At 30.3% G+C, this 25347-nt stretch carries 26 protein-coding genes, 1 pseudogene and 2 riboswitches; of the genes and pseudogenes, 10 read left to right on the top strand and 17 right to left on the bottom strand.

Translation table 11 applies throughout. The features are described 5' to 3' along the window. The 9 genes and pseudogenes from LGK97_RS14490 to LGK97_RS14450 all read right to left on the bottom strand — a co-directional run. Positions 1-370 (bottom strand): recombinase family protein (locus LGK97_RS14490; RefSeq protein ID WP_226260471.1); only part of this gene is annotated, 370 nt, incomplete at its 3' end. 466 nt (positions 371-836) lie between these two features. Continuing rightward, positions 837-1439 carry a DUF2284 domain-containing protein gene (locus tag LGK97_RS14485; RefSeq protein WP_226260470.1) on the bottom strand — a complete coding sequence of 201 codons (603 nt, stop codon included), beginning with the start codon at positions 1437-1439 and terminating at the stop codon, positions 837-839. A gap of 110 nt (positions 1440-1549) precedes the next feature. Beyond that, a complete protein-coding gene (locus tag LGK97_RS14480) occupies positions 1550-3019 on the bottom strand; it encodes a DUF4179 domain-containing protein (RefSeq protein WP_226260469.1) in 1470 nt (489 codons plus the stop codon). A gap of 1 nt (position 3020) precedes the next feature. After that, the gene (locus tag LGK97_RS14475) at positions 3021-3581 is read right to left on the bottom strand and encodes a sigma-70 family RNA polymerase sigma factor (protein WP_226260468.1); all 561 of its coding nucleotides are present in this window, start codon (positions 3579-3581) and stop codon (positions 3021-3023) included. Between the two features lie 145 nt (positions 3582-3726). After that, positions 3727-4740, bottom strand: coding sequence for an aminoglycoside phosphotransferase family protein (locus LGK97_RS14470; RefSeq protein WP_226260467.1), 1014 nt, complete (start codon positions 4738-4740; stop codon positions 3727-3729). Positions 4741-4822: 82 nt separating this feature from the next. Further along, a complete protein-coding gene (locus LGK97_RS14465; RefSeq protein ID WP_226260466.1) occupies positions 4823-5692 on the bottom strand; it encodes an alpha/beta fold hydrolase in 870 nt (289 codons plus the stop codon). 123 nt (positions 5693-5815) lie between these two features. Then, positions 5816-5992 (bottom strand): annotated as a pseudogene (locus LGK97_RS14460) (helix-turn-helix domain-containing protein); the annotation flags it as partial. Positions 5993-6239: 247 nt separating this feature from the next. Further along, complete coding sequence (locus LGK97_RS14455) at positions 6240-6683, bottom strand: hypothetical protein (protein ID WP_226260465.1); 444 nt, start codon at positions 6681-6683, stop codon at positions 6240-6242. A gap of 312 nt (positions 6684-6995) precedes the next feature. Next, complete coding sequence (locus tag LGK97_RS14450) at positions 6996-7829, bottom strand: AraC family transcriptional regulator (protein ID WP_226260464.1); 834 nt, start codon at positions 7827-7829, stop codon at positions 6996-6998. 373 nt (positions 7830-8202) lie between these two features. On the opposite strand from LGK97_RS14450, the gene LGK97_RS14445 reads away from it, so the two are divergent. Further along, the gene (locus LGK97_RS14445; protein WP_226260463.1) at positions 8203-8427 is read left to right on the top strand and encodes a hypothetical protein; all 225 of its coding nucleotides are present in this window, start codon (positions 8203-8205) and stop codon (positions 8425-8427) included. 51 nt (positions 8428-8478) lie between these two features. Beyond that, positions 8479-9057, top strand: a complete 579-nt coding sequence (locus LGK97_RS14440; RefSeq protein ID WP_226260462.1) for a Uma2 family endonuclease — start codon at positions 8479-8481, stop codon at positions 9055-9057. A 152-nt stretch (positions 9058-9209) separates the two neighbouring features. On the opposite strand, the gene LGK97_RS14435 is transcribed toward LGK97_RS14440, so the two are convergent. The 3 genes from LGK97_RS14435 to LGK97_RS14425 all read right to left on the bottom strand — a co-directional run bounded on the left by LGK97_RS14435 (position 9210) and on the right by LGK97_RS14425 (position 11518). Continuing rightward, on the bottom strand, positions 9210-9770 hold the full coding sequence (locus LGK97_RS14435) for a GNAT family N-acetyltransferase (RefSeq protein WP_226260461.1): 561 nt from the start codon (positions 9768-9770) through the stop codon (positions 9210-9212). A 120-nt stretch (positions 9771-9890) separates the two neighbouring features. Then, positions 9891-10457 carry a GNAT family N-acetyltransferase gene (locus LGK97_RS14430; RefSeq protein ID WP_226260460.1) on the bottom strand — a complete coding sequence of 189 codons (567 nt, stop codon included), beginning with the start codon at positions 10455-10457 and terminating at the stop codon, positions 9891-9893. 152 nt (positions 10458-10609) lie between these two features. Then, a complete protein-coding gene (locus tag LGK97_RS14425) occupies positions 10610-11518 on the bottom strand; it encodes an AraC family transcriptional regulator (RefSeq protein ID WP_226260459.1) in 909 nt (302 codons plus the stop codon). A gap of 575 nt (positions 11519-12093) precedes the next feature. On the opposite strand from LGK97_RS14425, the gene LGK97_RS14420 reads away from it, so the two are divergent. Further along, positions 12094-12690, top strand: a complete 597-nt coding sequence (locus LGK97_RS14420) for an HAD family hydrolase (RefSeq protein ID WP_226260458.1) — start codon at positions 12094-12096, stop codon at positions 12688-12690. A 154-nt stretch (positions 12691-12844) separates the two neighbouring features. On the opposite strand, the gene mntA is transcribed toward LGK97_RS14420, so the two are convergent. The 4 genes from mntA to LGK97_RS14400 all read right to left on the bottom strand — a co-directional run bounded on the left by mntA (position 12845) and on the right by LGK97_RS14400 (position 16182). Then, the gene (mntA, locus tag LGK97_RS14415; RefSeq protein ID WP_226260457.1) at positions 12845-13282 is read right to left on the bottom strand and encodes a type VII toxin-antitoxin system MntA family adenylyltransferase antitoxin; all 438 of its coding nucleotides are present in this window, start codon (positions 13280-13282) and stop codon (positions 12845-12847) included. A 134-nt stretch (positions 13283-13416) separates the two neighbouring features. Beyond that, a complete protein-coding gene (dcd, locus tag LGK97_RS14410) occupies positions 13417-13941 on the bottom strand; it encodes a dCTP deaminase (RefSeq protein ID WP_226260456.1) in 525 nt (174 codons plus the stop codon). Between the two features lie 130 nt (positions 13942-14071). Continuing rightward, positions 14072-15064 (bottom strand): S66 peptidase family protein, encoded by a 993-nt coding sequence (locus LGK97_RS14405; protein WP_226260455.1) that lies wholly within the window; start codon positions 15062-15064, stop codon positions 14072-14074. Positions 15065-15180: 116 nt separating this feature from the next. Next, complete coding sequence (locus LGK97_RS14400) at positions 15181-16182, bottom strand: Fic family protein (RefSeq protein WP_226260454.1); 1002 nt, start codon at positions 16180-16182, stop codon at positions 15181-15183. Positions 16183-16449: 267 nt separating this feature from the next. Here LGK97_RS14400 and LGK97_RS14395 point away from each other — a divergent pair, with 267 nt between their 5' ends. Genes LGK97_RS14395 through LGK97_RS14385 form a run of 3 tightly spaced genes read left to right on the top strand, consistent with a single transcriptional unit; the run spans position 16450 to position 18816 of the window. Continuing rightward, positions 16450-17469 (top strand): ABC transporter substrate-binding protein, encoded by a 1020-nt coding sequence (locus LGK97_RS14395; RefSeq protein ID WP_226260453.1) that lies wholly within the window; start codon positions 16450-16452, stop codon positions 17467-17469. Continuing rightward, a complete protein-coding gene (locus tag LGK97_RS14390) occupies positions 17444-18205 on the top strand; it encodes an ABC transporter permease (protein WP_226260452.1) in 762 nt (253 codons plus the stop codon). The genes LGK97_RS14395 and LGK97_RS14390 overlap by 26 nt, the downstream gene beginning before the upstream one ends. Beyond that, positions 18202-18816: an ABC transporter ATP-binding protein gene (locus LGK97_RS14385; RefSeq protein WP_226260451.1), complete on the top strand. Its 615-nt coding sequence runs from the start codon at positions 18202-18204 to the stop codon at positions 18814-18816. Before LGK97_RS14390 ends, LGK97_RS14385 begins: the two co-directional genes overlap by 4 nt. Positions 18817-18887: 71 nt before the next feature. Here the strand turns inward: LGK97_RS14385 and LGK97_RS14380 are convergent, their stop codons facing one another. Then, positions 18888-21824 (bottom strand): insulinase family protein, encoded by a 2937-nt coding sequence (locus LGK97_RS14380; protein WP_226260450.1) that lies wholly within the window; start codon positions 21822-21824, stop codon positions 18888-18890. Positions 21825-22112: 288 nt separating this feature from the next. Then, a riboswitch (TPP riboswitch) is annotated at positions 22113-22215 on the top strand. A 149-nt stretch (positions 22216-22364) separates the two neighbouring features. Next, positions 22365-22492: riboswitch (TPP riboswitch) on the top strand. Between the two features lie 72 nt (positions 22493-22564). Here LGK97_RS14380 and thiS point away from each other — a divergent pair. From thiS to thiH, 4 genes are read left to right on the top strand one after another with little or no spacing between them, the layout of a single operon-like run. After that, positions 22565-22759, top strand: coding sequence for a sulfur carrier protein ThiS (thiS, locus tag LGK97_RS14375; protein ID WP_226260449.1), 195 nt, complete (start codon positions 22565-22567; stop codon positions 22757-22759). A gap of 3 nt (positions 22760-22762) precedes the next feature. Then, positions 22763-23374, top strand: coding sequence for a sulfur carrier protein ThiS adenylyltransferase ThiF (thiF, locus tag LGK97_RS14370; protein WP_226260448.1), 612 nt, complete (start codon positions 22763-22765; stop codon positions 23372-23374). Between the two features lie 27 nt (positions 23375-23401). Beyond that, positions 23402-24178: a thiazole synthase gene (locus LGK97_RS14365; protein WP_226260447.1), complete on the top strand. Its 777-nt coding sequence runs from the start codon at positions 23402-23404 to the stop codon at positions 24176-24178. Beyond that, a complete protein-coding gene (thiH, locus tag LGK97_RS14360; protein WP_226260446.1) occupies positions 24178-25281 on the top strand; it encodes a 2-iminoacetate synthase ThiH in 1104 nt (367 codons plus the stop codon). The genes LGK97_RS14365 and thiH overlap by 1 nt, the downstream gene beginning before the upstream one ends. The last annotated feature ends 66 nt before the right edge of the window (positions 25282-25347 follow it).

Here is a 25347-nt window from a genome sequence, read left to right as displayed (position 1 = left end):
CTCTATTGTTTATTTTCTTTAATAAATCTCTAAGCCCTTTTTTATTATAGTTTATTCCACTACCAATATCAGTAATAATTTCATATGATTTATTCAAAGAGTCTAAATACTCTTTCATGTTTTGTATTTGTCTTTCTAAATCATCTTTCTGTTTATTACTTGAAACTCTACAATATCCAATAGTTATCTTATCTTTTATAGAATCATCTTCAAGATTTAAAACTTTTTTTAGTTGATCATGAGAATAATATCTATACCCATTTGAACCAGTATGACTGGGAATTAATTTTGTGCTTTTATCCCAATTTCTTAAAGTTTGTGGAGTTCTTCCTATTAACTTTGAAAATTCATGTATGCTATAATATTTCATATATTTTTCATTCCAGTGTGTTCAAAATGTCCTAACCCATGTAATAGAATTGGACGCATTGAGCGCATGGTTGAAAACTCTTCATTAAAGGTTCCATATGCGCCCGACTTAATATAATCTATGTTAACAATGTCTTTTTCAAGAAGGAAATTTAAAGCTTTTGACCAATTACATCCAATATACATAATTTACATCACTTTCCCTTTACATATTAGTAACACAAACTTAAGGCTAAATCAGTTTTAAAAGTTTTTTGTATTTATGTTCCCTAGGTAATAGCCTATTTCTATAATATAACAATTGTTTTATTATATTCTATCATAAATAGCTTTATATTTACAGTAATTGTTGAAAAAGGATATGATTATACATCCATATATTCTAGTATTTAAAAACTAGCATCCCAAATATAAAACAAAAACCGAAGTAACTACAAAAGCAGTTCTTCGGCATTATATTGTTTTTTTTAGCAGTTGATTATATTGCTTAGCTCCTCAAGTAAGAAGCTACTTTTTTCGCCAGAAATAAACCCCATTATTTTAATTACCTCAGAAGGTTCTTCTCCTTGCGTAAACCATTGCAGCTTCTCTTCAAAAAGATTTTCAATGACATCTCCTAACATAATCCCTATTCCTGTAATGCAATATACCCTTTTCTCAGGATGCTTGCAACCAGAGTGAATGGTGCAAATGTCACAGGCAATGCAATGACTTGCATTTAAGTAGTCAATATTATATAGGTCTGAAATTTTATATCCTAAGGAGTCCATAAAGCTGTAAAGTATCTTTTGAATAAGATCAATTTTATCTTTTACATAGATTTTGGGAATTTGGTGAGTTTTAATTTTACAAAGTAACAATATAAAGGTTTTGTCTTTTAAAAGATCAGATGCGGTGGGTGAAAATGGTGGACAACCCCCATTAGTATTGTAATTTAAGCAACCTTCCTTGCACCAACCCCTAACCTGATCTATATTTATGGGTAAGTCTTTATAATCAAATGAATCCCATTTGATCTGTAAATCGTAGCTGTCATTATCATATAAATAGTGTTTTAAAGCAGTATGCATTGTGCACCTCTTAAGTTTTGTATTTAATACCTTATTATAACATAGCCTAGAGGAAGGTGAAACTATAACACTATCGCAGTAAATTTTGTGAGAATGAAGTTAATGGATTATTAATCTACTAACTTCATTTCTAAATTCTTTAGTGGATTAAAACGTATACTCTTTACTTCCAAAATTAATACATCATCTTTAAATTTATCAAACTCTAAACTTACCTTTTCTTCAAAGCTATCTTCAGATATTGTTTTGATTTTCACAGTAGTGCCATTTTTATTTTTTGCCTGAAAACTAAACTCCACAGCATTTCCAGGTACATTTAAAATAATATTGGAACTGTCAACATCAATAAGAGATATACCTAAATTATTAGGATCTATTCCCTTGTTTTTTAAATCTATAGTAATAAACATAGGCTTCTTACTTTTATATTTAAAGCCATTACAATTAAAACTTAATCCCTTAACATCCTTTATGCCACCACTTAATTCTAAACAAATAGTATTATTATCAAAGGGCTTTAAAAAACCATCAGAACTTGAATAATTTTTGCCCTCTCCATCAATAAGTCTTGGAACTAGTACATCAACTAACTCATATTCATCGCTTATCAATTTACAATAAACCCTACTCCTTGAATCGGCAAGTTCCAATTTTTCAATCTTAAAAGCAGCGATCTCATTTTTAAATTCTTTGCCTTGTATATTGAGCACTCTTAATCCGTCGTTATAAATTTTATCATTTAGGGATACAGGTATATTTAAGGTTGTAACTTTATTTTTTTCTAAAAGCTGTTTTATGTCGTTTATAGCTTTTTCATCTAACTCATGTATTGGTATATGAAAGGATGGATCATCTCTATATATGGCTACTTCCATTTTAAAATTTTTAACCAATCTGTCCAGAAGAACTTTTATATAGTTTTCATCCTTATTTGGTATGGTACCAATCCAAGGAAGGTCTTTTCCATTATCCACATTTTTAAATTTAATATCTCCTACAAATAAATTTTCATTTTCAAGCTCGTATCCAATCCATAGTTTTAAGTCATCCCCTGTTATTGTTGTTATGGTGAATTTTGATCCATTACCTTCTACAGTCGTATTTAGTTCTTGAATATTTCCATTGTAAATTACATTGTTAAAGCCCTTATCAAAACTCACTACTTTTATTAACTTATTTAATCCTGGTATATTTGCCAAAGCTAATGCTAAACTTGGAAATATATTAACTGATATTACAAACACTAGCATTGCGGCAACAAATGATTTTAGTACATTCTTAATTGTTTTATTTTTAGTAAAAATCTTTGACTTTTTATACTCTTGCTTTAACTTCAATACTTTATTCCCAGAAGCTACTAACGGGTAATTATTAATATTAGTAGTATTTTGTTGTAATTCAGCGTTCTCTTGTATGTCTTTTTTAATTTTATCATGAAGATTTGCTCGAATTCTTTCTTTTTCATTATAATTAGTAACAGAACATTCTATATGATCAATTGTGTATGTTTTATCCATTATAATATTTAAATCTTCTTCAGAAATAGTACCTGCTATATTAAATATATCCTTTTCATTCATATCACACTATCTCCTTACATCTATTTTTTTTCAGCAGTATTCTGCATCTGTAAAGTCTATTATCTACAGAGCTAACAGTAGTATTGAAGGCCGTAGCAATTTCTTTTATTTCATAGTTCATGAAATATCTAAGGTGAAAATATGTCTTATCAGGTTCTTTGAATTTACTAATTCCCTCTAAAAAGTCTTGTTTAGTAATTTTATTGAATACTTCTTCTTCAACGCTAATTGATGTATCTTTTAATATAGTTATATCATCAATAGATTCAACTATATGGTTTTGTTCATGTTTTTGAAGTTTTCTTCTTAAGTTAAGTGAGATGGTTCTTGTCTTTACATTTACAAAGGTATCAAAAGACCCACGCTGACTATCAAACTTATAGATTTCTTTCCATAAAGCTAAAAATACATCACTTACACATTCTTCAATATCTTCTTTAGTTCCAAGTGTACCCAAAATTCTTTTAGAATAATAATAGATTCTATCAAAATACATATCATAAAGATTGTCTAAAGCACTATTGTCCCTTGATTTTAATCGGCTAATCAATTCTTCTATCATTTTTCCACTCCTCTCATATAGTAATACACATGAACTATAGAAAATCTCTCAAAAAAATTATAAATATTATTATTAAAAAAGCCCTCAACTTATATAAGTGAGGAACTTTGCTTATGCTATGGCTAAATTGTTAATAATTCAGATTTTAAATTTCGTTAGAAAGCCATTTTTCTATTTCAGGAATCATATCTGCATAACGTTTAATGGATTCTATTGTTCCTGTTACCTCAGCAGTACCTAATTTCTGTTCGTCGTTGTCTGTACACTCAATCCACAAAGACCGTTTCAAGTTATATTCTAGCCAACCGAATTTTCCTAAAAAACCATTTGCTAAGACCATTCTCCAGTTTGCTTGTAGTGTTCCATATTTTTCTTTATATCCACCTATAAAAGCAAAGAAACGTTCCTTATTAATGTTTCCTAGTTCATTTTCAGACCAGTAAATAGCTGTTTCAGTCAATTCTTGCATAGGATTTATATAGCCAGCTGACTCCCAATCAATAACAATGGGATTCTCTTTATTCCACATAACATTTTTAGAATCTAAATCTCTATGGCTAATAATCATATCTGATGAAAACTGTTTTTCTGATTTATTTGCCTGGACATTCCAATGAAAAAGATCATCAATGACTTCAAGTAACATATTAACCCACTCTGAATTAATTTCCTTACCCTTTTGCAAATAGTAATTCCAATCTGTTAGCTCTTCATTATCTGAGCAGTCATTAACTAGAATGAGTTTTGAAAAATCCATCATATGTATATCTGCAAGAATAGTACCTATTTTCCTACAATGAGTGGTAGTGATTTCATTAGGTTTTAAACTTTCACCATCCACCCAATCGAAGACAAGATAGAATTGCTTGTCTATTTCATGTATGAAGGTACCATTAAATTTTTTAGCTGGAAGAGCAGGTATAGTATTTGAAGCAATATTTACAATTGCTTCAGAATTTATAAAGTGGTGTATTGCAACTGGTCTAAGCATTATTTGTGGATTTAATGCTTTAATGGCATATTTACCTTGTGTGGTTTCAATTGCATACATTCTGTGTAAAAGTCCGCCTGTTATTGCTTTAGGCACACCAATTATCTCACCAAGTTTTAAAATATCGCAAAGTTTTTTAAATTGCAAATTATACTTTATATTAGCCATTCTTTTACTCCTTTCTACATTTGAATTTTCCCTCTGCTATTTTAATTTATTCAAATAGAGTGCATATTTTCAAAGCATCGTATTAAAGTAATGTCTTTAAACATTGAATTATAATATCCGGTCTATCCAAGTAAATCTCATGGTCACTATTTTCAGCAATTATTAATTGTCCCTTACCTGAAAGCGTTGATAATTCTATTTGTAATTTACGCCATTCATTTTCATACTGTACCGCTTCATGTACTGGAATGTTATACTTAACCCAAGAATCTTCTGATACCTTATTATCTCTTGCTATTGCTATAAGAGGAATATTAGGGAAGTTAGTAATACTTCTGATATCTTTACTATTAATCTCCCAATTTTGAAATTCATCTGCTGTTGTTTTATAAAGATTGGGGTTTGAAAAAAAATCCTCTACATCAGTCATTTCAATATTAGGTATGTGATTTTTATATTGTAAAACCATATTTTTATTCTGATCTTTTAAATCTTCTTTAGATTTTTTTGAAGTATTACTATTATTTTCAATCATTTGATCTATTTGAATTAAAGAACACATAACTGGGATATCAAGCATGTACAATTGTTTGTAATTAATAGAGGTAGAGTCTATTAATATAATACCTTTTAATTTATTAGGATACATTTTTGCATATTGTTGCACACAAAGTCCACCAAAGGAGTGACCCATCAATATGAATTTATCTTTTAATCCAATTTCTTCTACAAGGCAATTAAGTTCTTTAGCAATATTTCTAGTTGTTCTAGGCGTAATTTGGGAGTTGCTTTTTCCGTAACCCGCTCTGTGATATACAATAACTGTAAAATACTCTTTTATTTCTTCAATAATTGGGTACCAGTCATAGAATGATCCACCTATACCTGTTTCTATAACAAGCATATCTTTACCTTCACCAAAAATTTTATATTCCAAATCTAATTCTTTCATAATTGTCTCCTTGTATTGTGAACTACTCACCACCTAAGAGGTGGGAGCTTCTTGGTCGATACTAATACTGTAGCAAGTTTAACCAAGCCATCAAGGCTATTTCAGCCTCTCTAGTCAATATATCTTATATTGTGTAGGCGTAGGATATTTCATTGTTTTAATATCTAATTCATTGTTTTCCTCATATGATTTAATCCTTTCAGCTAACATTCTATTATATACAAACCTAGTGCATCAAAAAATTTTAGCTAAATATATTCTTTGTTCTTTGTTTGGATATAGTCTGAATTTACATTCCTTATATTAACAATTGAACTTAACAAAAAATATTTTGTCAAGTATTCTGGCAAAATATTTTTTGTCAGTTTTTAAAGAAAATTTGCTTTGAATCATTAAGTAAACTAATAAACAGTTTTCTCAATAATTGAATTACATAAAGATTTAAGTTTAGCTACTGAACCTATTAGAACTAACATTTATTATCACCCTTTTTAATAATGTTATATATTATTTAAGCATTTAAAAGCATTGTTCTTCTAAGTAGTTACTAGCAACCAATTTCGTCATCTATCAATCTCTGCAGCCTTCCAAAGCTTAGTTCTTCCTTGCAATCATTAGACTTTAGAAAACCTTTAGTTAAATCTTCAACTGTTGATTCAAGCAACAAGAAAAATTGATTCATAGCAAACTCTTTTTTTATATCTCCTTCTTCTTCTCCGAAAACTTGGTTAATGAAACCTTCGATCATTTGATCCATTCCCCATAACTTTAAGTGTAATAATTCATGAACTACTAATTCTTCAAGGTTTGTAGATTTTGGGTTATTATTAACTAACATCACTGCTTTTTTATCATCTAGATCAATTTTTATATCACCGGATTTTCTCCACTCTGCTTCAACGATTTTTAGTTTTATATCCCAATCCTTTAATCTTAAAATGTCCTTCCATTTTGTTATTAGTTCTTCTAATCTATTAGCATCTACCGCCATAGGAATATCACCATCCTTATTTCTAATTTTTTCAATAATTTCCTTGAAATATACTTGATATTATATAATAAAATGTAAAGTATTCAATTATTTTATTCGATTAATAAGGTAATTAAATTTATACATTTGTGCCTTATTAAAACTCATATAAGGAAACTATTCATGCGAAAAAACAGCCATAACACAATGTCCATCATTTTGACGACTATAAATCAAAAATCAGATTATTGCTATGTGGCTGTTTTTACGTGAAAATAGAGGAATGTAGTTTTACTATAGTAAATAGGTTATTCTCTAATCATTAATAATCAGTTATTGAATAATCGGCATCCATATTACAGTTCCATTTTTTGTGCAGCATTCAATTTCTGCTTTGCCAGTTAATTTATATCCTGTGCTTGGAAGCCATTCATTAAAAATACGCATAGTAAAATTACCAATATTATTTTCATCTTCTGAAGGCACCTCAAAGACAGCATATGTTCCAGAGGGTATAGTCATAACATCATAGTTATCTGTATTTTGAACATGATTATAGGCTACTGCTAACATGTACCAAAAGCAATCGGATTCTTCACTATAAGTAGTTATTGCGAATACTACATCATCCAGTGCATAAGAATTAAGTTTATCCTGCAACCCTGCTCGTTTAAAGTCATCCCAAAATTCAGGTATATCTCTCCAATGTTCATTATTCTTAGTAATCATCTTCCTATTAATTCCTATAACTTGTACTGCATCCTTGGTTAAAATTTTATATTCCATTTTATCTACTCCTTGAATTATAAATTTGAAAGAGATGCAAGGATATGATTTTAGTAATACACCATCATTGCGCGCTGACGTAGGGGTAGTTCCATGCTGTTGATTAAATGCACGAGAAAATGCGGCTGGAGAATCATAACCATACTTTATCGCTATATCAGTTATTTTTTCTTTAGTTATCTGAATATCATGCGCTGCAAGTGTTAATCGTCTTTTGCGAATATATTCAGATAAAGTTACGTTAGCCATAAACGAAAAAATACGTTGAAATTCATATGCAGAACAGCAGACAAATTTTGAAGCAGTGGAATAACTTATATCACCATCAAGATTCTCCTCGATATAATTAACTGCCTGGTTCATACCTAAAATCCAATCCATAATATCTCCCCCTTGTTTGTAATTATAGGACTTTAAAACAAAGAATGCTTTGCAGTTCCTGTAGTAAATTGCATGGTTACTTTAGTAGCTAATCCATTAAATTTGATGATTTGACAAAGCTTTGTAATAGTGGTAAAAGAGTAGTGGAACTTATACTATTTTATATAGTTTCATTTATGAAAGGATGATTTATATGACTGGAATGTTAAAAGCTATAGAAAGTGTGTTAAGTATGCTAATTATAATTTCACTTGGTGTTATTCTTACACATAAAAAATGGTTTTCGGAAGAATTGTGATTATGCTGCTATTATGATTGGTATTACTACCATTGCATCTCTTTTTATAATACCTATTTATATGTTGATTTTGCAATGAAAAAAGTAATAAACTCACGTATAAATAGGATGGATATATTTTCAAAAGAAATAGACAAAAACCTGGAAGTTAAAATGGCTACTTTAGAGGATATACCCCAAATGATAAGTCTAAAAAGTACAATTATATATATAAAACAAAAGGTCTACTACTGTACCGATACTAGGATTATGAACCAAAAGGATTTGTTTGTTCTGATTATAGGCACATGGTATAATTAATTATATATGAGTGTACTTAGATACAAGGAATAAAGGAGTTGAGTGTTTAATATGAATTTGTCTATGCATAATAATATTTTAAATTATGAGCAGTTTATAGCAATATCAGAAAGCATTAAAGATAATACTGGTTATGCTACAGAATACTGGAATGGCGAGATTATATATTTTAGTCCTAGTGCAAAGCATAGCAGAAGCATTTACAACATATTAAAAATGTTAGATGAGAAGTTGCCCAGCAGTTGTGTAGCGATTAGCGAACTTCACATAAAATTCAAGGAGAATGAATTTAGAATTCCCGATATATCGGTATTTTGTGGTACAGATATAAAAGATAAATTCGAGAATGATCTACTACATCTAGAGATTCCAAAACTTATATTTGAGGTATTGAGTGAAACCACAGAGAAAAATGATAGAGAGTACAAAATGGAGTTATATTCTACAAAAGGTATTGTAGAATATTTGCTAGTTGATTACAGAACCAAGACAATCGAGCAGTATTACCTGAAAGATAATTGTTATGTGTTAAATAAGAATTATATGGAAGATGATGTGTGTAGTTTATTGTTATATCCTCATATTAAATTTATCACCAGTGAAGTATTTAAACTATTCATGCAAGGATAAAAAAATATTAGCCTGCATCATAGGCAATTAAATAATCATCCTTATTTAATTGCCTTCAAGTGTTTATTTTCTGCTTTAATAATATTTATATCTATTAATATTTACGGTCATATGAATAGCCCTATCCTCTTTTATAAAATATCTCATCCTTTTCATTCTATGGAACAATCCCCTTTGAAATCATACTCCATCAGCCAACAATCTTTAAATTCGCCTTCATGAAGCTCATGATTAGGAAGCAATTTTACTTTTATAAATCCACTTTGCTCATAACATTTAATGGCTCTTTCATTCCAGCATTGTGGGTCTAATACTATCTTTCGGGCACCTTTTACTTCTATTAAAAAATTAATCATTGATTTCATTAACAGTTTCCCTATTCCTTGTCCCCAATATTTGGTCTCACCAATAAATTGGTCCATACCAAATATAGTATGTTGAAAGTTTGAATATCCATATTCGTCACATTCATCTTGGCTAACAGGATAAAATTGTATATAGCCTATTGGTACCTGAGAATATTCGATTATACATCTTGTTTCATTAATATCTTTACTATAAAAATGTTCTTCTACCATATCTTCATCATGTGGATTATTACGTCCCTCATAATATTTAAGGACTTGATTGTCAGAAAGCCATTTAAATAATAAGTGTTTATCGCCACTTTCCAAACTACGAACAGTTAATTTATCAATTTTGCAAAATATCATAATTTCACCCACCTTAAATGTAAGTATAATATACTGAAATCTTAAATATATCTATATATCTTAGATTGTAGTCCTTTCTTAATCAGCTCTAGAATAAGTACATTGTTAGTAGTAACTATATTATTTATTCAATGCCTTATCAATTATAGAGTTTTGAAATTCTTCACTAAGCATATCCATAAAAACTTCATCGTACTCATTATTTCCATATATAATTGATTTTCTTCGTCTACCAATTTCTTTAAATCCACATCTTTTACATGCTTTTATTGCAGCTTCATTGAAAGATAAAGTTTCAATCATAATATTCTTTAGATTAAGAATATTAAAACCAAAGTCTAATAATAGAGTTGTAGCTTCTGAGCCTATACCTTTGCTCCTATCTGTTTTTTCTCCAACAAAGATTCCCATAACTGCATTTCTATTTATAAAATTTATTCTCATTAGTCTTCCGATTCCAATAACTTCGTCATCTTGTTCTCTTATAATATAAAATCCATAACCCCTACTATTATTCATGTTTTCAAGATAACCTCTTTGTGATTCATAGGTAATCATATCTGATATATCACCTGTTCTAAGAGCCACATCAATATCATTGCTCCATTTAGCAACTTTTTCTGTCTCGCTAGCATCTGCTGGTGATAAATAACACTTCTGTCCAATTAATTTTCTTAAATGATTCAATAATTCCACTCCCCTTAATATCTAGTTTACCTACATAAATATATCAAAATATAATATAAAGATATAAGTCTTACTATATTTTAACATAGCAAGACTTATATTTACAATTATTCTTAAAAGAGGGCGAAAGTATCTGTTATTTCTAATAAAGTCTATTCGTTAATAGGTCTCACTGGTCTTGCTTCAATATATCCTCTGTAGCCCATTGGTGAAAGCTGAAATCTAGGACCATCGTTGTCAGACCATTTAAATCCATATAGTTCGGGGTTATAAATTTTCATTACATCCCATAATTCCTCTATTGCCGCCTCAAACTTTTCGTCTTCATAAGGTTGGCCTTGGAACACCATCATTTTGCATGCCGGTAGCTCAATTATTTCAAATCCTTCCGGTACTTCTCCCTTATAAATTAGTGGCACTTCTACTCCTTGAGCATAAATTGATGTTCCTAGCGTTTGAAGATTTTCTGGTAGCCACATCCCTATTGGCTCATAAAGAGCTTCTTTTATACTTGACAAGATTCCCCAAACATCACATCCAATTTCTTCGCAATATTCAAAGTAGTGAGTGGCTTTAACACCTCTTTTTAAAATTAGCTTTCTTTCTGGTCTATCAATAACTTGAACAAAAATAGTATTGTTATTAGTTTTTTTACTCATAGCACTCTCTCCCTTTTGTAACATAAGGTAATAATCACGAATGTTATTAGGCATAAAAAGTTTTAACGGTGGCGTATTTTTACTATAGTACTTAGGTGTTATACCAAACTGCTTTGAAAAGGCTCTTGTAAACCCTTCATGAGAATCAAACACAAAATCAAAAGCTACATCAATAATTTTGGTGCTCTCATCTCTGATTTTAACTGCTGCTAAAGAAAGTCTCAACGATCTAATATACTCAAATGGTGATTTCCCTAGTAGCTCTTTAAATATTCTTGCTGAATGCCACGGAGAATACCCAGCCGATTTTGCAAGCATATATAAGGTAATTTGTTCTGATATATGATCTTCTATATAGTCCTGCATACGTGAAGCCGCATTAACTTTTTCTAATTTTTTCATGATTTCACCTCCTAACAACAATGATAGCACTATATAATATCACTTTTCTTGACCTGTATTGCTATAAAAATATAATTTCATATATAATTTCCACCAAAATAACTCCTCTACTTCTCCACTCTCTGTTATTTTAATACTCCTTTTAAATTTTAAAATATCCATTTTATTAAGCTACCAGCTGCTTCAGTCATATAGCCTTTTTAAATCTATGTTGAAAAGTGACTTTAATATCTTCATTCCAGACCTTGATATTTGTTTTAAGCCCTAATATAATTCAATCATAACAAACAATGGAAGTTTATTCTGCCTTTTAGTATAATAAAATAAAATATATTGTTATTACTCGAGATGCTGTATTAATGATGAAATACAAGAAGTATATCAACTTCTAAATCGATAGTTATCATTAAATATGGGTTCCCTTATTATTGAATGCATGAAACTAGACATGAATTTTTAGATTGGCAGAGTGTTAACGAAATCCTCGATGATTAAATAAAACAAACAAATTCACCTTTGAGTTAAAATTTAGACTTTACATATTGTATTTTAATTAATTTACTATGGAGGTTAAGATGGTTAAAAACATAATCTTTGATATAGGAAATGTGTTACTAGAATTTAAGCCTTTGGATTACTTAAAAAGAACATTCAATGATGATAACCTTGAAAAGCTTCTTTATATGGAGATATTTCTAAGCGAAGAATGGCTTCATTTAGACAGAGGAATATTAACTCAAGATGAGGCGATAAAAATAATATCTTTAAGAAATCCTATGCAGGAAGTACACATCAAGAAATGTATGGAAAATTGGATTGACATATTGTCACCTATAGAAGGTACAGTAAAAATTCTAAATGAATTAAAAGAAAATGGATATAAGCTATATTTACTTTCAAATTTTCATTCATTAGCTTTTGAAACTGTTTATTCAAAATATGATTTTTTTAAGTATTTTGATGGAGGAATAATATCCTATAAAGAAAACCTCTTAAAGCCTGAAAGCGCAATATACTCTAAACTTTTAGATACATATAAGCTAAATCCAGAAGAGTGTTTGTTTATTGACGATACTTTAGTAAATATTGAAGCAGCTAGCAGGCTAGCTATTAACACAATCCACTTTGAAGGTTGCGAAATGTTAAGTCAAAGCTTAAGAGATTTTATTTAAGTATTAACCGCATTTCAGAGATCGTTAGCATTGCAGCTTCGCAAAAGATGATGAATCGCTGCACAGGTGATGCCTTAATTATTCTAAAAAATCCCCTTGTCCATAAATAAGACAAAGGGATTTCTTCTAATGGTTACTTACATAATCAATATATTCAGAAAGATTTATCGGGTAACGGCGGATTACATTTGAGTACACCATTTCTTTCACCTCTTATAAAGTTTTCTAAATATACCTTTTCTAATATTCTGAATTTCTTAGTATCATTGTATTGTTTTATAGTATTAGTGTAAAACTCAATAAAAGTTTCATCCTCTTGGCAGAATAATATCTTATAATTTGATATTATCTCAAACTTTAAAACGGGATCAGCATGATTTAAAATAGCAATATCAAGGTTATTTTCTTTGAAAACAACCATTAAATCCTTAATTATATCTTCGAAATCATAGAAATCATCTTTTAAGAGCAACCCTAAATCTATATCACTTTGGGCATTGCTATTGCCCCTTGCATGAGAGCCATATAATAAAACTAGATTAATACCATGCTTTATACATGTATTAGTTAATTTCTCTAAATTATAATCCATATACACCACCCTCTTTGCTTCTATTAGGATAAAACAATGAAAATTGTTCTAGGTTGTTTTACAACATGTATTATACTCTAATTGTAGATTTATTATATATTTTTGTCAAAGTATTATATTGAAAAACATTACATTTACTTTCCTTGGAAATCCTTAAATAATAAACTCGGCTGAATATCTGTATTATATTGATACTTTCCACTTATATACTTTTCATATTCACCTTCAATACTATGGTAATATATTTGGCATATTTCTACATTAGGATATATTCTTATTGGTTGAACACAGAAAATTTCCAGTGTCCAAAAACCGCTAAAACCTACATCACCGAATCCAGCTGTAACATGAATGAACAAACCAAGTCTACCAACTGAAGATCTTCCCTCAAGCATTGGCACATACTTATCTGTTTTTGTATATTCAACAGTTCTACCTAAGTATAACTTACCAGTTTCAAGCAGCAATCCCTCTGGCGGTATAATTAATCTTTTAGCTTTATTCTCTTGCTTCATATCCAAAACATTGTTTTCATATACAAGTAACTCATTATGTAATCGTAAATTATAACTATTAGGGTTGAGTTGAGTCTCTTCATAAGGCTCAATAATGATTTCATTCCCTATTTTATTCTTAATCTCTTTACCTGACAATATCATATGAATCTCCCCTATCGCAAATGCTTTAATTTCTGTTGTTTTTAAAGCCTATAATATTTATTTCATTTAAATATACCATTAATTCAAGTAAAATACTATCTTTTAACTATATGATTTAAGTCATGTTTAGCTAATCTTCAATAATAGTTATTTTCTTATTTGTAGCATCTAGTTCCACCATGCAACCTATTGGCAAGGTAAGCATTGGATGGGTATGACAACAATCAAACTCGGCTATAAATGGCAACTTTTTATCACCTAAGACTTCTAATAATATTTCATAGGGCTTCTTACCGGTTTTACAGTCATTAAAGCATTCGTGTTTTCCAAGTATGATTCCTGAAACTCTATCAAATACTCCATTTACCTTTAGTAAAGAGAAACTTCGTTCAATAGTGGCAGGGTCTTTAAGTGAATCTTCTATAAAAAGGATATCGCCATCCTTTATTTCAGGCATATATTCACTGCCCCAAAATCCCTGCATTGTATTTAAGTTCCCACCAATCAATCTTCCACGCACAATTCCATTATAAACCGTGATTAAGTGATTTTCATTTTGAATTTTTGCTCTATCCTGTGTTTCCCAATCTATGGATTCTTCTGTCCAAAATGCTGGTGTTTTTAAAGTATAAGGCAGTTTGATTTCATCTATAAGTAGTTCTTTAAAATATTCATAGGTATCATCAACAAAAGGTGAAAACTCTCCAAAGGATGCCACAAGTGCAGGACCATAATAGGTGTGTATTCCCGTTTTTGCATAAATCGCGAGTAAGATTGCAGTAACATCTGAATATCCTATTATTATTTTGGGGTTTCTTTTAAATGCATCATAATCTATATAAGGAAGAATTGAATTTGAATTCATACCCCCTATTGTGGATATAATACATTTAACATCTGGGTTTCTTATTAAAGCATTTAGTTCTTCCGCCCTATCTTTAATACTACCAGATCTGTAGTAGTCATACTTACATGTTAGTGCTCCTTCAATAATTTTAAAACCTTTGTTCTTTAAATACTCTGTTGCCCTTTCAAATCTTATAGGGCATGTATATGTTATTGGGGATGATGGTGAAAAAATACCAATTGAGTCCCCTGCTTTTAATCTATCTAAGCTATTCATGTATACACTCCTTATATAAGTTTTTATAGTTTCCTGCAAGAAAATCTAACGTTACTTAATAACTTTGTTTGACATTGTTTTTGCTGTTTTTACCTTTTTTTTAGATGCTTAAAGGACTATCTTTTTACGTATTTTATACAACGATATTTCTGCTTACTACTATTGGGCTTATCTGGTATTGTCATTTCTATATATCCTAGTTCTAGTGCCGGTAACAAATAATTTTCTCTAAAAGATGGCCTGTGTTTTAACCCCATCAATGCCATGATTTCTTTAGTTGAATATTCCTTATCATCCATAGTTGCTAACAGTTTTTCAACTTGTTCGGTTACTTGTACGTAGACTTGTTCGGTATCTACTATTTCACATAAAGCATCATAGATAGTTTTAAGTAAAAACTCCACGAATTTACCTGAATCGGAACTGTAATCACATTCACCAAGTACCTTATAATATTCTTCTTGACGTTCCCTAATTAATGTTTCTATGGGAAGCCAACCAAACAAAGACTTCCATTTATAAAGTAGCAGAGTCTGCCACATTCTACCCATTCTGCCATTACCATCAGCAAATGGATGAATAAATTCAAATTCATAGTGAAATACACAACTTTGAATTAACGGATGGACCTCTGCTCCTTTTGCCCAATCTACTAATTCCTTAATCAGATGTGGTACTTGTTTTGCCGGAGGTGCCATATGAACCAGCTGCTTTCCAGCAAATATCCCTACGCCACCACTTCGAAATGTTCCAGCTTCCGTTGTCAACTCATTCATTAATACTTTGTGAGCTAACAGTATGTGATTTACATTATAGGGGTCTAACTCTAAAAGTTTGTTATATGCTTCAAATGCATTTTTAACTTCACATATTTCATCCGGTGCTCCAAGAATTCGTTTTCCATTGATAATGTCGGTAACCTGATCCAAGGACAAAGAATTATTTTCTATAGCTAACGAGGCATGAATCGTACGGATACGATTATCCCTACGAAGCCTTGGATTATTACTCATATTATCATTTATTGTGATTTTAGTTATTATTTCAGTAATATCAGAGATCAAATTTACTGTTTTATCTGTTATTGTATAAGGTGGAACATAACCTTTTTCGCTCATATTTACCTCACTTCTTGTTGAATTTTGCATCTTTTAAATTAATGAACTAAGCTTTTTGACTTGTACTCAATTATACCGTACAAGTTTATATATTGCTATTACTTTATTAAACTTTTTTAATATAATAATTATAAAGGTTTGTCTAAACATGAATATGGATGTAAAATAGTATTGGATAGTGGAAACATTTTTCCAAAGTTAACATGTTTTTAAATTTATATCATCAGTTAGTTACAAATTTAAATATATTAAGAGGAGTGAATTTTTATGAAGAAAAAACTAAGCATAATTTTAAGTGTTTTATTTGCAATGTCAGCCTTTACAGCTTGTGGAGCTAAAAAAGAAGAAACTAAAAAAGAAGTTAAACCAGAAGTTAAGCAAGAGCAGAAAGTCGAAGCTAAGAGTTTAAAAGTGTTTTATCCAGATGGAATTCCAGCTTTAACTATAGCTAAGCTAGTAAAAGAAAATCCAAGTATTAATAAGAATATAACTATAAGTTATGAACTTCAAAAGACACCAGATGCGTTAGTTTCTAAGGTTTTAAGTGGTGAAGCAGATATCGCTATTGTACCATCAAATTTGGCAGCACAAGCATATAATAAAAATATGCCATACAAACTCGCAGCTACTGGAGGCTGGGGATCATTTTTCTTAATAAGCACAGAAGATATAAAAGCTTTTAATGATATAAAAGGAAAAGAGATCCACAACATAGGAAAGGGATTAACTCCAGACATAGTGTTTAAATATATTTTGTCAAAGAATAGCATAAACCCAGACAAAGATGTAACTATAACTTACCTTAATTCAGCAACAGAGCTTGCACCAACATTTATTTCAGGAAAAAGTAAAATAGCAGTAATCCCAGAGCCAATGCTCACAAATGTAACAATGAAAAAACCAGACATAAAAATAATCTTTAATTTAAATGAAGAATGGACAAAGATTACTGGAAACGCTAATGGATATCCTCAATCTAGTTTAATAATTAAAAAAGATTTATTAGAAAACAATAAAGAATTTGTAGAAGAATTTTTGGTTAAATATAAGGAAAGTATAGAATGGGCTAACAAAAACCCAGAGAAACTTGGTGAATATGCACAAGAATTGAAATTTAGTATGACTAAAGAAATTGTTCAAAAATCCATAACAAGAGCAAATATTAAATATGTAGACATTAAGGATTCAATAAAGGATTATGAGGTTTATTTTAAAGCTTTATTTGAATTTGAATCTAAGTCTATAGGAGGAAAGCTACCAGATGAAGGATTATACATGCAAAAATAGTAAGTATGTAGCGGTTTCTATAATAGGTTTAATCTTATTATGGGCAATTGCTTCAAATATTGTAAGTAATGAAGTAATAATTCCATCTATCAAAAGTACTATATTAAGTTTAATAACTATCATTAAAGATAAAAGCTTTATATCAATAATGTGTGCAACTTTATTAAGAAGCCTTATAAGCTTCTTAATTTCCTTTTTTTTAGCATTGTTTTTTGGGGTAATTGGAAGCATCTCAAAGACTGTATACAATTTTATGATACCTATACTAGCTTTCTTAAAAGCGGTACCTACTATGGCGGTTATTATGCTTGCACTTATATGGTTAAACAATGATAGTGCACCAATACTTATAGGATTTATTATAGTTTTCCCAATATTATACGAAAGTGTTTTAGCTGGAGTTCTAAATGTAAATCCTAAAATAGTTGATATGGCAAGGCTTTATAAGGTTAAAAAATGGACAGTTATTAAAGATATATATATTCCCAATATTCTAATGAATATTAATAGAGTTATGAGTTCTGCTTTAGGACTTAATTTAAAAGTAGTTATTGCTGGAGAAGTGCTGGGTCAACCTAAATACTCCATAGGTAGCGCCCTTCAACTAGAAAAAATGTACCTTAACACCTCAGGGGTATTTGCATGGATCATAATAATAGTTATTTCAGTAGTTATTTTAGAAAAACTAATCAAGCTTTTAAATATTAAAATGTATAATTGGAGTGATAATATTTGAAATATGGTGTTAAAAATTTGTATAAGAATTATGATAATTTAAAGGTTTTAGATAACCTTAACCTTGAGTTTAAGGAAGGCGCTGTAACCTGTATTTTAGGTCCATCAGGTTGTGGAAAGACTACCCTCTTAAACATATTGAGCGGTGCCATAGATTTTGACTCCGGCGAAGTTTTAGGATTTAAGGATGAAAGTATAAGCTATGTTTTCCAAGAGGATAGACTTATTGAGTGGAAAACTGTTAAAGAAAATTTAGAGTTCGTTCTTAAAGATAAAATGCCCAAAGATAAACGAAACGAAATTATTACAAGCTATTTAAAGGCTGTAGACATGTTGGATTACATTGATTATTATCCCAATAAATTAAGCGGAGGTATGAGGCAAAGAGTTGCAATAATTAGAGCCTTTACATATTCCTCAAAGCTGCTCATAATGGATGAGCCATTTAAATCACTAGATATGGAAACAAAACAAAACGTAATGGATTGCTTCATAAATTTAAGAAAAAAAGAAAAACGCACATGTATTATAGTTACCCATGACATAAATGAAGCTAAATATCTAGGAGATGAGCTTATTATGTTGTCAGCAAAACCTTCTAAGGTCATTTAAAAAAGGGTTTCTAAAAGACACATAAGTTAAGAAAAGGGACATGCCAGTGTTCACGGCAGTCCCTTTTGAAATTACAATAACATACTTATCTTATCGAACATATCTTTATTTTCTTTTATTTTACCTTCATTACCAACTACGCAGCAGTAATTTTCATCCATTCCCAATTTAATCATTTTTGCATAAGATTTTACATCTTCAACAGTTGTACTTAAAATTTCATCTAGTTCCTTTTGAGTATCGGCGTACGATACATTGCAAATGTAATTTACAACTGCTTTTTCACCCTTTTTATCAGGTGTCAGTGGCCTGTATACCTGTCCTACTGTCCCAATTATGAAACTTTCCATATCCTTTTGCGTAAAGGCTATAGTCTCTAAGAACTTATATGCATGGTTATAAGTGTTTATAGTTTGTGTAAGATTTGGGTCCCGGTAAGATGCAAAAGCTAAACTGCCGTCTTTATTCATATTAATAAAGCAACCATAAGCTCCACCTTGAAGGCGAACTCTTGTATAAAGATATTCACTAGTTAAAATTTTCTCCATAACTCTCATTTTTCCTGAGTACTTGTAGCCAAGTTCTGCAAAATTAAATCCTTTAGCCACAAATTGTACATTACTAGCTGTAATTAAGCCTTCGACTTCTTTTGATGGTTGCCACGAAGCACTAATATTTTTTAATTTATCTGTTTTTATATTATCCAAAATAATATTAATATTAGAAACTAATTTATTGCTTTCACTTTCAGATCCAACCACCGAAATAAGTAAATTATTTTTATTAAAAATGGTTTCATATACTTTTTTAAGATTTGTTCTAAACTCATCAATATTATCTTCAAAGGTCTTTTCTAAGTTGCAAATAAACTGGTAGTATAGAGCCCCAGTGGTCATGTCTTTGTATTTATTTACATAAGAGAATTTAGAAAATACTCTAGTAATTGCAACAGAATGCCCTGCATTTATGATTTTCATTTGAAGCTTTGATTTTATCTCTTGAATTGCCTGTTTAATTCTACTTGTATCATCAAACACAGTGGAGTTAATTATTTCATTAATTAACTGAAGTAAAGCAGGGATATTCTCTGAAATTACTTTTGATTTAATAATAAATTTAGGATGATATGCTTCTGCATTATTTTTTTCAGAATAAATCTCATTTTCAAAGGTTATCCCACCAGTATTTTTATGAATTTCAGTAATGAGATCTGAATATGATCTCTTTTTCGTATCAAGCTCCCCTAGAAGATTTCCTAAAAGTGCAATGTATGGAGTATATTTTTCTTCTATAACACTTGCATCAAATAATAAATTTATATATGCTATTTTATTTGTATAAATATCATGCTTAAGTACGGTTACACCTTGAACGCTTACCACTTCTTGTGGAAGTTCTTCTGCTTTTTTACATACTTCACTTATAGGGAGTCTAGGAACAGTTTCTTTAGCTTCTTGTGTGTCTACAGTAACTTGCCCCTCTTTTAATTTTTCATTTCTCACGTTTAGTTCTTTTAACTCTTTATCTGAAAGCGTTGCTTTGTAATTTTGAAGTTTTTCGTCTAAAGCCCTTGTTTTCATTTCCTCTAGTCCCTTTTTAGGGTTTAGAATCACTAGTGAGTAATGAGAATTTTTAATCATATATTTTTCAATAAAGTTTTCGAAATAATTATTATTTATAGATGCTTTTATATTATTTAGATTTTCTTCATATCTTAGATGAGCAAGAGGATCGCCGTCATAAACCCAACCATTTAATACCCACTCATTATATTTAATTCCCTTATTAGCGATTCTCGATGGATCTGCTTCACGTAGTTCAAATTCAATTGAATTTATAGAGGCCTCTAGTAGATTTTTATCAATACCATTTTTCACAAGATTTCTAAGTGTATCAAAAATAACATTTTTAAATTCATGCTTTTTACTTTCTTCTGTATTCTTAACTGCTACTACGAACATGTCTTTTTTAGTTGGGTCCATATTCATGTCATCAATTGTAAGCATGCACTCCCCTATTCCTTCTTTAAGTAAGGCTATTCTTATAGGAGATGCAGAGGACTTAATAAACATATTGTAAAGTATTTTCATAGCTAAATATTCTTGCGCATTAGTTGTATTTTCACAGGCAAAGCTTAAAGCTAAAAAAGTTTTATTTTTTTCATCCTCTTCTTCATTAATAGAATACTCAAAAGTTTGCTCTACAATACTTGTAAATGCTTCAACATCTTCTATATTTGAAGGTATTTCTATACTATCAAACTCCATAAGATATTCACGATCTATGAACTCAAGACACTTATTTAAATCTTGATCTCCATATAAAAATATATAACTATTAGATGGATGATAAAATTTCTTGTGGAATTGTTCAAAATTCTCTTGAGTAAGCTCTGGTATCACTTCAGGGTCTCCACCTGCAACAAATGCATAGGTAGTATTGGGAAATAAAGAACTATATATGTTGCTACAAATAACTTCCTCTGGTGACGACAGCGCCCCTTGCATTTCACTATATACTACACCCTTACAAATCATTTTATTTGTAGCTGGATCTATTTCATATCTCCAACCTTCTTGACGCAGTATTTCATGATTTGTATAAATATTTGGATTCAAAACTGCATCTAAATACACATTCATTAAATTCATATAATCCATCTGATTTCTACTTGAAACTGGATAAATAGTTTTATCAGTGTAAGTCATTGCATTTAAAAATGTATTCAAAGAACTCTTCTCAATTTCACCAAATGGGTCTTTACTTTTAAATTTGCTTGAACCACAAAGCACAGAATGCTCTAGAATGTGAGCCACTCCAGTACTATCTGTAGGTGTTGTTCTAAATCCAATTGAAAAAAGTTTATTATCATCACTGTTTTCTAAATGTATAAGTCTTGCCCCACTTTTAATATGTTTAAATATTCTAGCTACTGATTGAATTTCATCAATCTTACTTTCTTCTAATAACTGAAAACCATAATACAAATTATTAATTTTAAATTCCATATAAATCGCCCCCAAATTTAGATAAATTCTTAATGTAAATCATTAACATAAATCATTTTTAAATTTTGATAATCACATCCTAAACTTTTTTAAAATAAGCCCGTAGGATATATATTCTATACTTAACTAAGATTTCCTTTAATTTAAGCACCATCCACGCGGCATGTTTAAAGTTATAAGTTTCCATAAAGTTTATTTATGTTTCAAAGAAAACCTTTACAAAATAGTATTTCAATACTATAATAGTTTGAAGTGATATTTTGGTTATTATTGGCATGAAAAATGAATAAGATTAACTAGGGGCGCCAATTTGGCTGAGAAGATTATACTAATCTAACCCTCTGAACCTGATGTAGTTCGCACTACCGTAGGAAAGTTATTTGCGATAATTATTATGATTGTTTTGTTATAATAGATTTTGTAGGAGCTTTGCCTAAGGGTTAAGCTTCTTTTTACTTTGTACTAAAATTTAATAAGTTAACATCTTAAAATATAACTAAGCATAAAAAATTAGCATTATAACAAGTTATATTTAAGTATGTATAAAACAAGGGGAGCTTAATAGTCACATGAAAATGTGCTTCATAAGCTGAGAAAGAGATGTTGTCTCTGACCCTCATAACCTGATTTGGGTAATTCCAACGTAGGGAGTGTTTTACAACTATACATTTGTATATTGTTGCAAGCTCTCTATGGGCTTGCATTTTTATTTTCATGAATATTAGTTTGGGGGTGAAATCATGATAATCAATGGTAATGAAATGAAGTTTGAAAATGAAATAACCATAACTACCTTGCTTGCAAATTTGAATCTTTGCAGTGAAAAAGTAGTTGTAGACGTAAACTATGAGATTATAGCAAAGGAAAACTTCGGAACTCATAAACTTTATGAAACAGATAGCATAGAAATTCTAAGTTTTGTGGGAGGTGGTTAAAAAGTGGACAATACTTATATGATGTCTATGGATCAAATAACGAAAAAACTTAAAAATGCTACAGTTGGTATTGCAGGACTTGGCGGGCTTGGTTCAAATGTTGCAGTAGCTTTAACAAGAATAGGTATAGGAAAACTTGTGCTTGTAGATTTTGATAAAGTGGAAAAAAGCAATTTAAATAGGCAACAATATTTCTTAAGACACATTGGAATGCTCAAAACAGAGGCTCTAAAGGATGTATTACAGGATATTAGTACTGATGTGGATATTGAAATTACTAATGTGTTTGTGGATGAAACTAATATAGAGCAGTTGTTTAAAGATGTAGATATTGTAGTTGAAGCCTTTGATGATTCTCAAAGCAAGGCTATATTAGTTAACACTGTACTTATAAAAATGCCAAGTAAAGCTGTAGTAACTGGATCTGGTATGGCATCACATTTTTCAAGCAATTCAATTAAAACAAGAAAAGTTAGAAAAAATTTTTATGTCTGTGGTGATGAATTTTCTGATATAAATCTAGGATATAAACCCTTAGCACCAAGGGTATGTATAGTTGCAAATCATCAAGCTAATATGGTTCTTAGACTTATTTTAGGTGAAAAAGATGTTTAAATTTATATTTTAGAGGGAGTGAATACTATGGATAATCTAATAATCGGTGGCGTAGAACTTAAAAGTAGATTGCTAATAGGCACAGGTAAGTATAGTAGTAATGATATGGCAACCAAAGTTATTGAAAGCTCTGGTGCACAAGTAATTACTATGGCAATTAGAAGAGTTAACTTATCATCAAAAGAAGAAAATATTCTAGAGTACATACCTAAGAGTTGTATATTATTACCTAATACTTCTGGAGCTAGGAATGCTGAAGAGGCAGTTAGAATAGCTCGTATTGCCAAGGCTATGGGATGCGGAAACTGGATTAAGATAGAAGTCATATCAGATAATAAATATCTATTGCCTGATAATTACGAAACTATAAAAGCCACTGAAATCCTTGCAAAGGAAGGATTCGTAGTACTACCTTATATGAGTCCAGATTTAATGAGTGCAAAACGATTAGTTGATGCAGGTGCTGCTGCAGTAATGCCACTTGGTTCACCTATTGGAACTAATAGAGGAATAAGAACTAAGGAATTAATACAGATATTAATAGATGAAATATCCCTACCCATTATTGTTGATGCTGGTATAGGACGACCATCACAGGCAGCAGAGGCAATGGAAATGGGAGCTGCTGCAGTTCTTCTTAATACTGCTATAGCTACATCTAACAATCCTATAAAAATGGCAGAAGCATTTTCTCTTGCAGTAAGAGCTGGACGGCTTGCCTATAATGCTAAGTTCGGGTTAGAAAACAATTTAGCTATAGCATCTTCTCCCCTAACTGGATTCTTACATGAAGGTGATAATTAATGAGCTTTTATGATTGTTATACTGAAAATAAAAATATGGATTTTGATTCTTTCTTTAACCAAATAAAAGATGATGATGTTTTGAGGATACTTAGTAAAGATAAAATTTCAAACCTGGATTTTTTAGCACTACTTTCTCCCTGTGCTGAAAAACATATAGAGCAGCTAGCACAAAAGGCTCAGCAATTATCACTGCAGCACTTTGGAAAAGCAATTTTACTTTATACCCCTTTATATCTATCAAACTACTGTGTTAATAAATGTGCATATTGCAGTTATAATGTAGAAAATAAAATAAAGAGAAAAACCTTAACTATGCAAGAAATTGAAGAAGAAGCAAAAGCCATTGCAGTTTCTGGACTTAAACATATTCTTGTACTTACCGGAGAAAGCAGTAAGGAAGCTCCAGTATCATATATCATTGATGCGGTAAAGATTTTAAAGAAATATTTTGATTCAATTTCAATAGAAATATATCCTTTAACTACAGAGGAATATATAAAAGTTGTTGAAGCAGGTGTAGATGGGCTAACTGTATACCAGGAAGTTTATAATGAGACTATTTATGACAAAGTGCATATAATGGGACCCAAAAAAGATTATAAGTTTAGATTGGATGCGCCAGAAAGAGCCTGCATAGCTAAAATAAGAAGTGTTAATATCGGTGCTCTACTAGGTCTTGATGATTGGAGAAAAGAAGCATTCTACTCCGCACTTCATGCAGATTATATTCAAAATAAGTATCCCGAAATGGAAATTAGTATTTCTACACCTAGAATAAGACCTCATGTAGGAAGTTTTGATGATATTTCTTTTGTAGAAGATAAAAACTTACTTCAAATAATTCTCGCTTTTAGAATTTTTCTACCTTATGTTGGCATAACTCTTTCTACAAGAGAAACACAAAGCTTTAGAGATAACTTAATCCCCTTAGGGATAACTAAAATGTCTGCGGGTGTATCTACAGAGGTTGGAGGACATTCATACTCAAACACTGGTGAGAGTCAATTTGAAATAAGTGATAATAGAACTGTTGACGAAGTTAAAAAGGCTATAATATCTAAAAATTATCAACCTATTTTTAAAGACTGGATGGCAATATAAACTAATATAATAACGAAGCCAAGTCAAGTATTTACAAATAAATAATATATAATAAAGGAGATTTTA

Source organism: Clostridium sp. CS001, assembly GCF_020443565.1.
In the GTDB taxonomy this organism is placed as follows: Bacteria; Bacillota; Clostridia; order Clostridiales; family Clostridiaceae; genus Clostridium_AD.
This window is presented reverse-complemented; position numbering and strand designations above follow the sequence as displayed.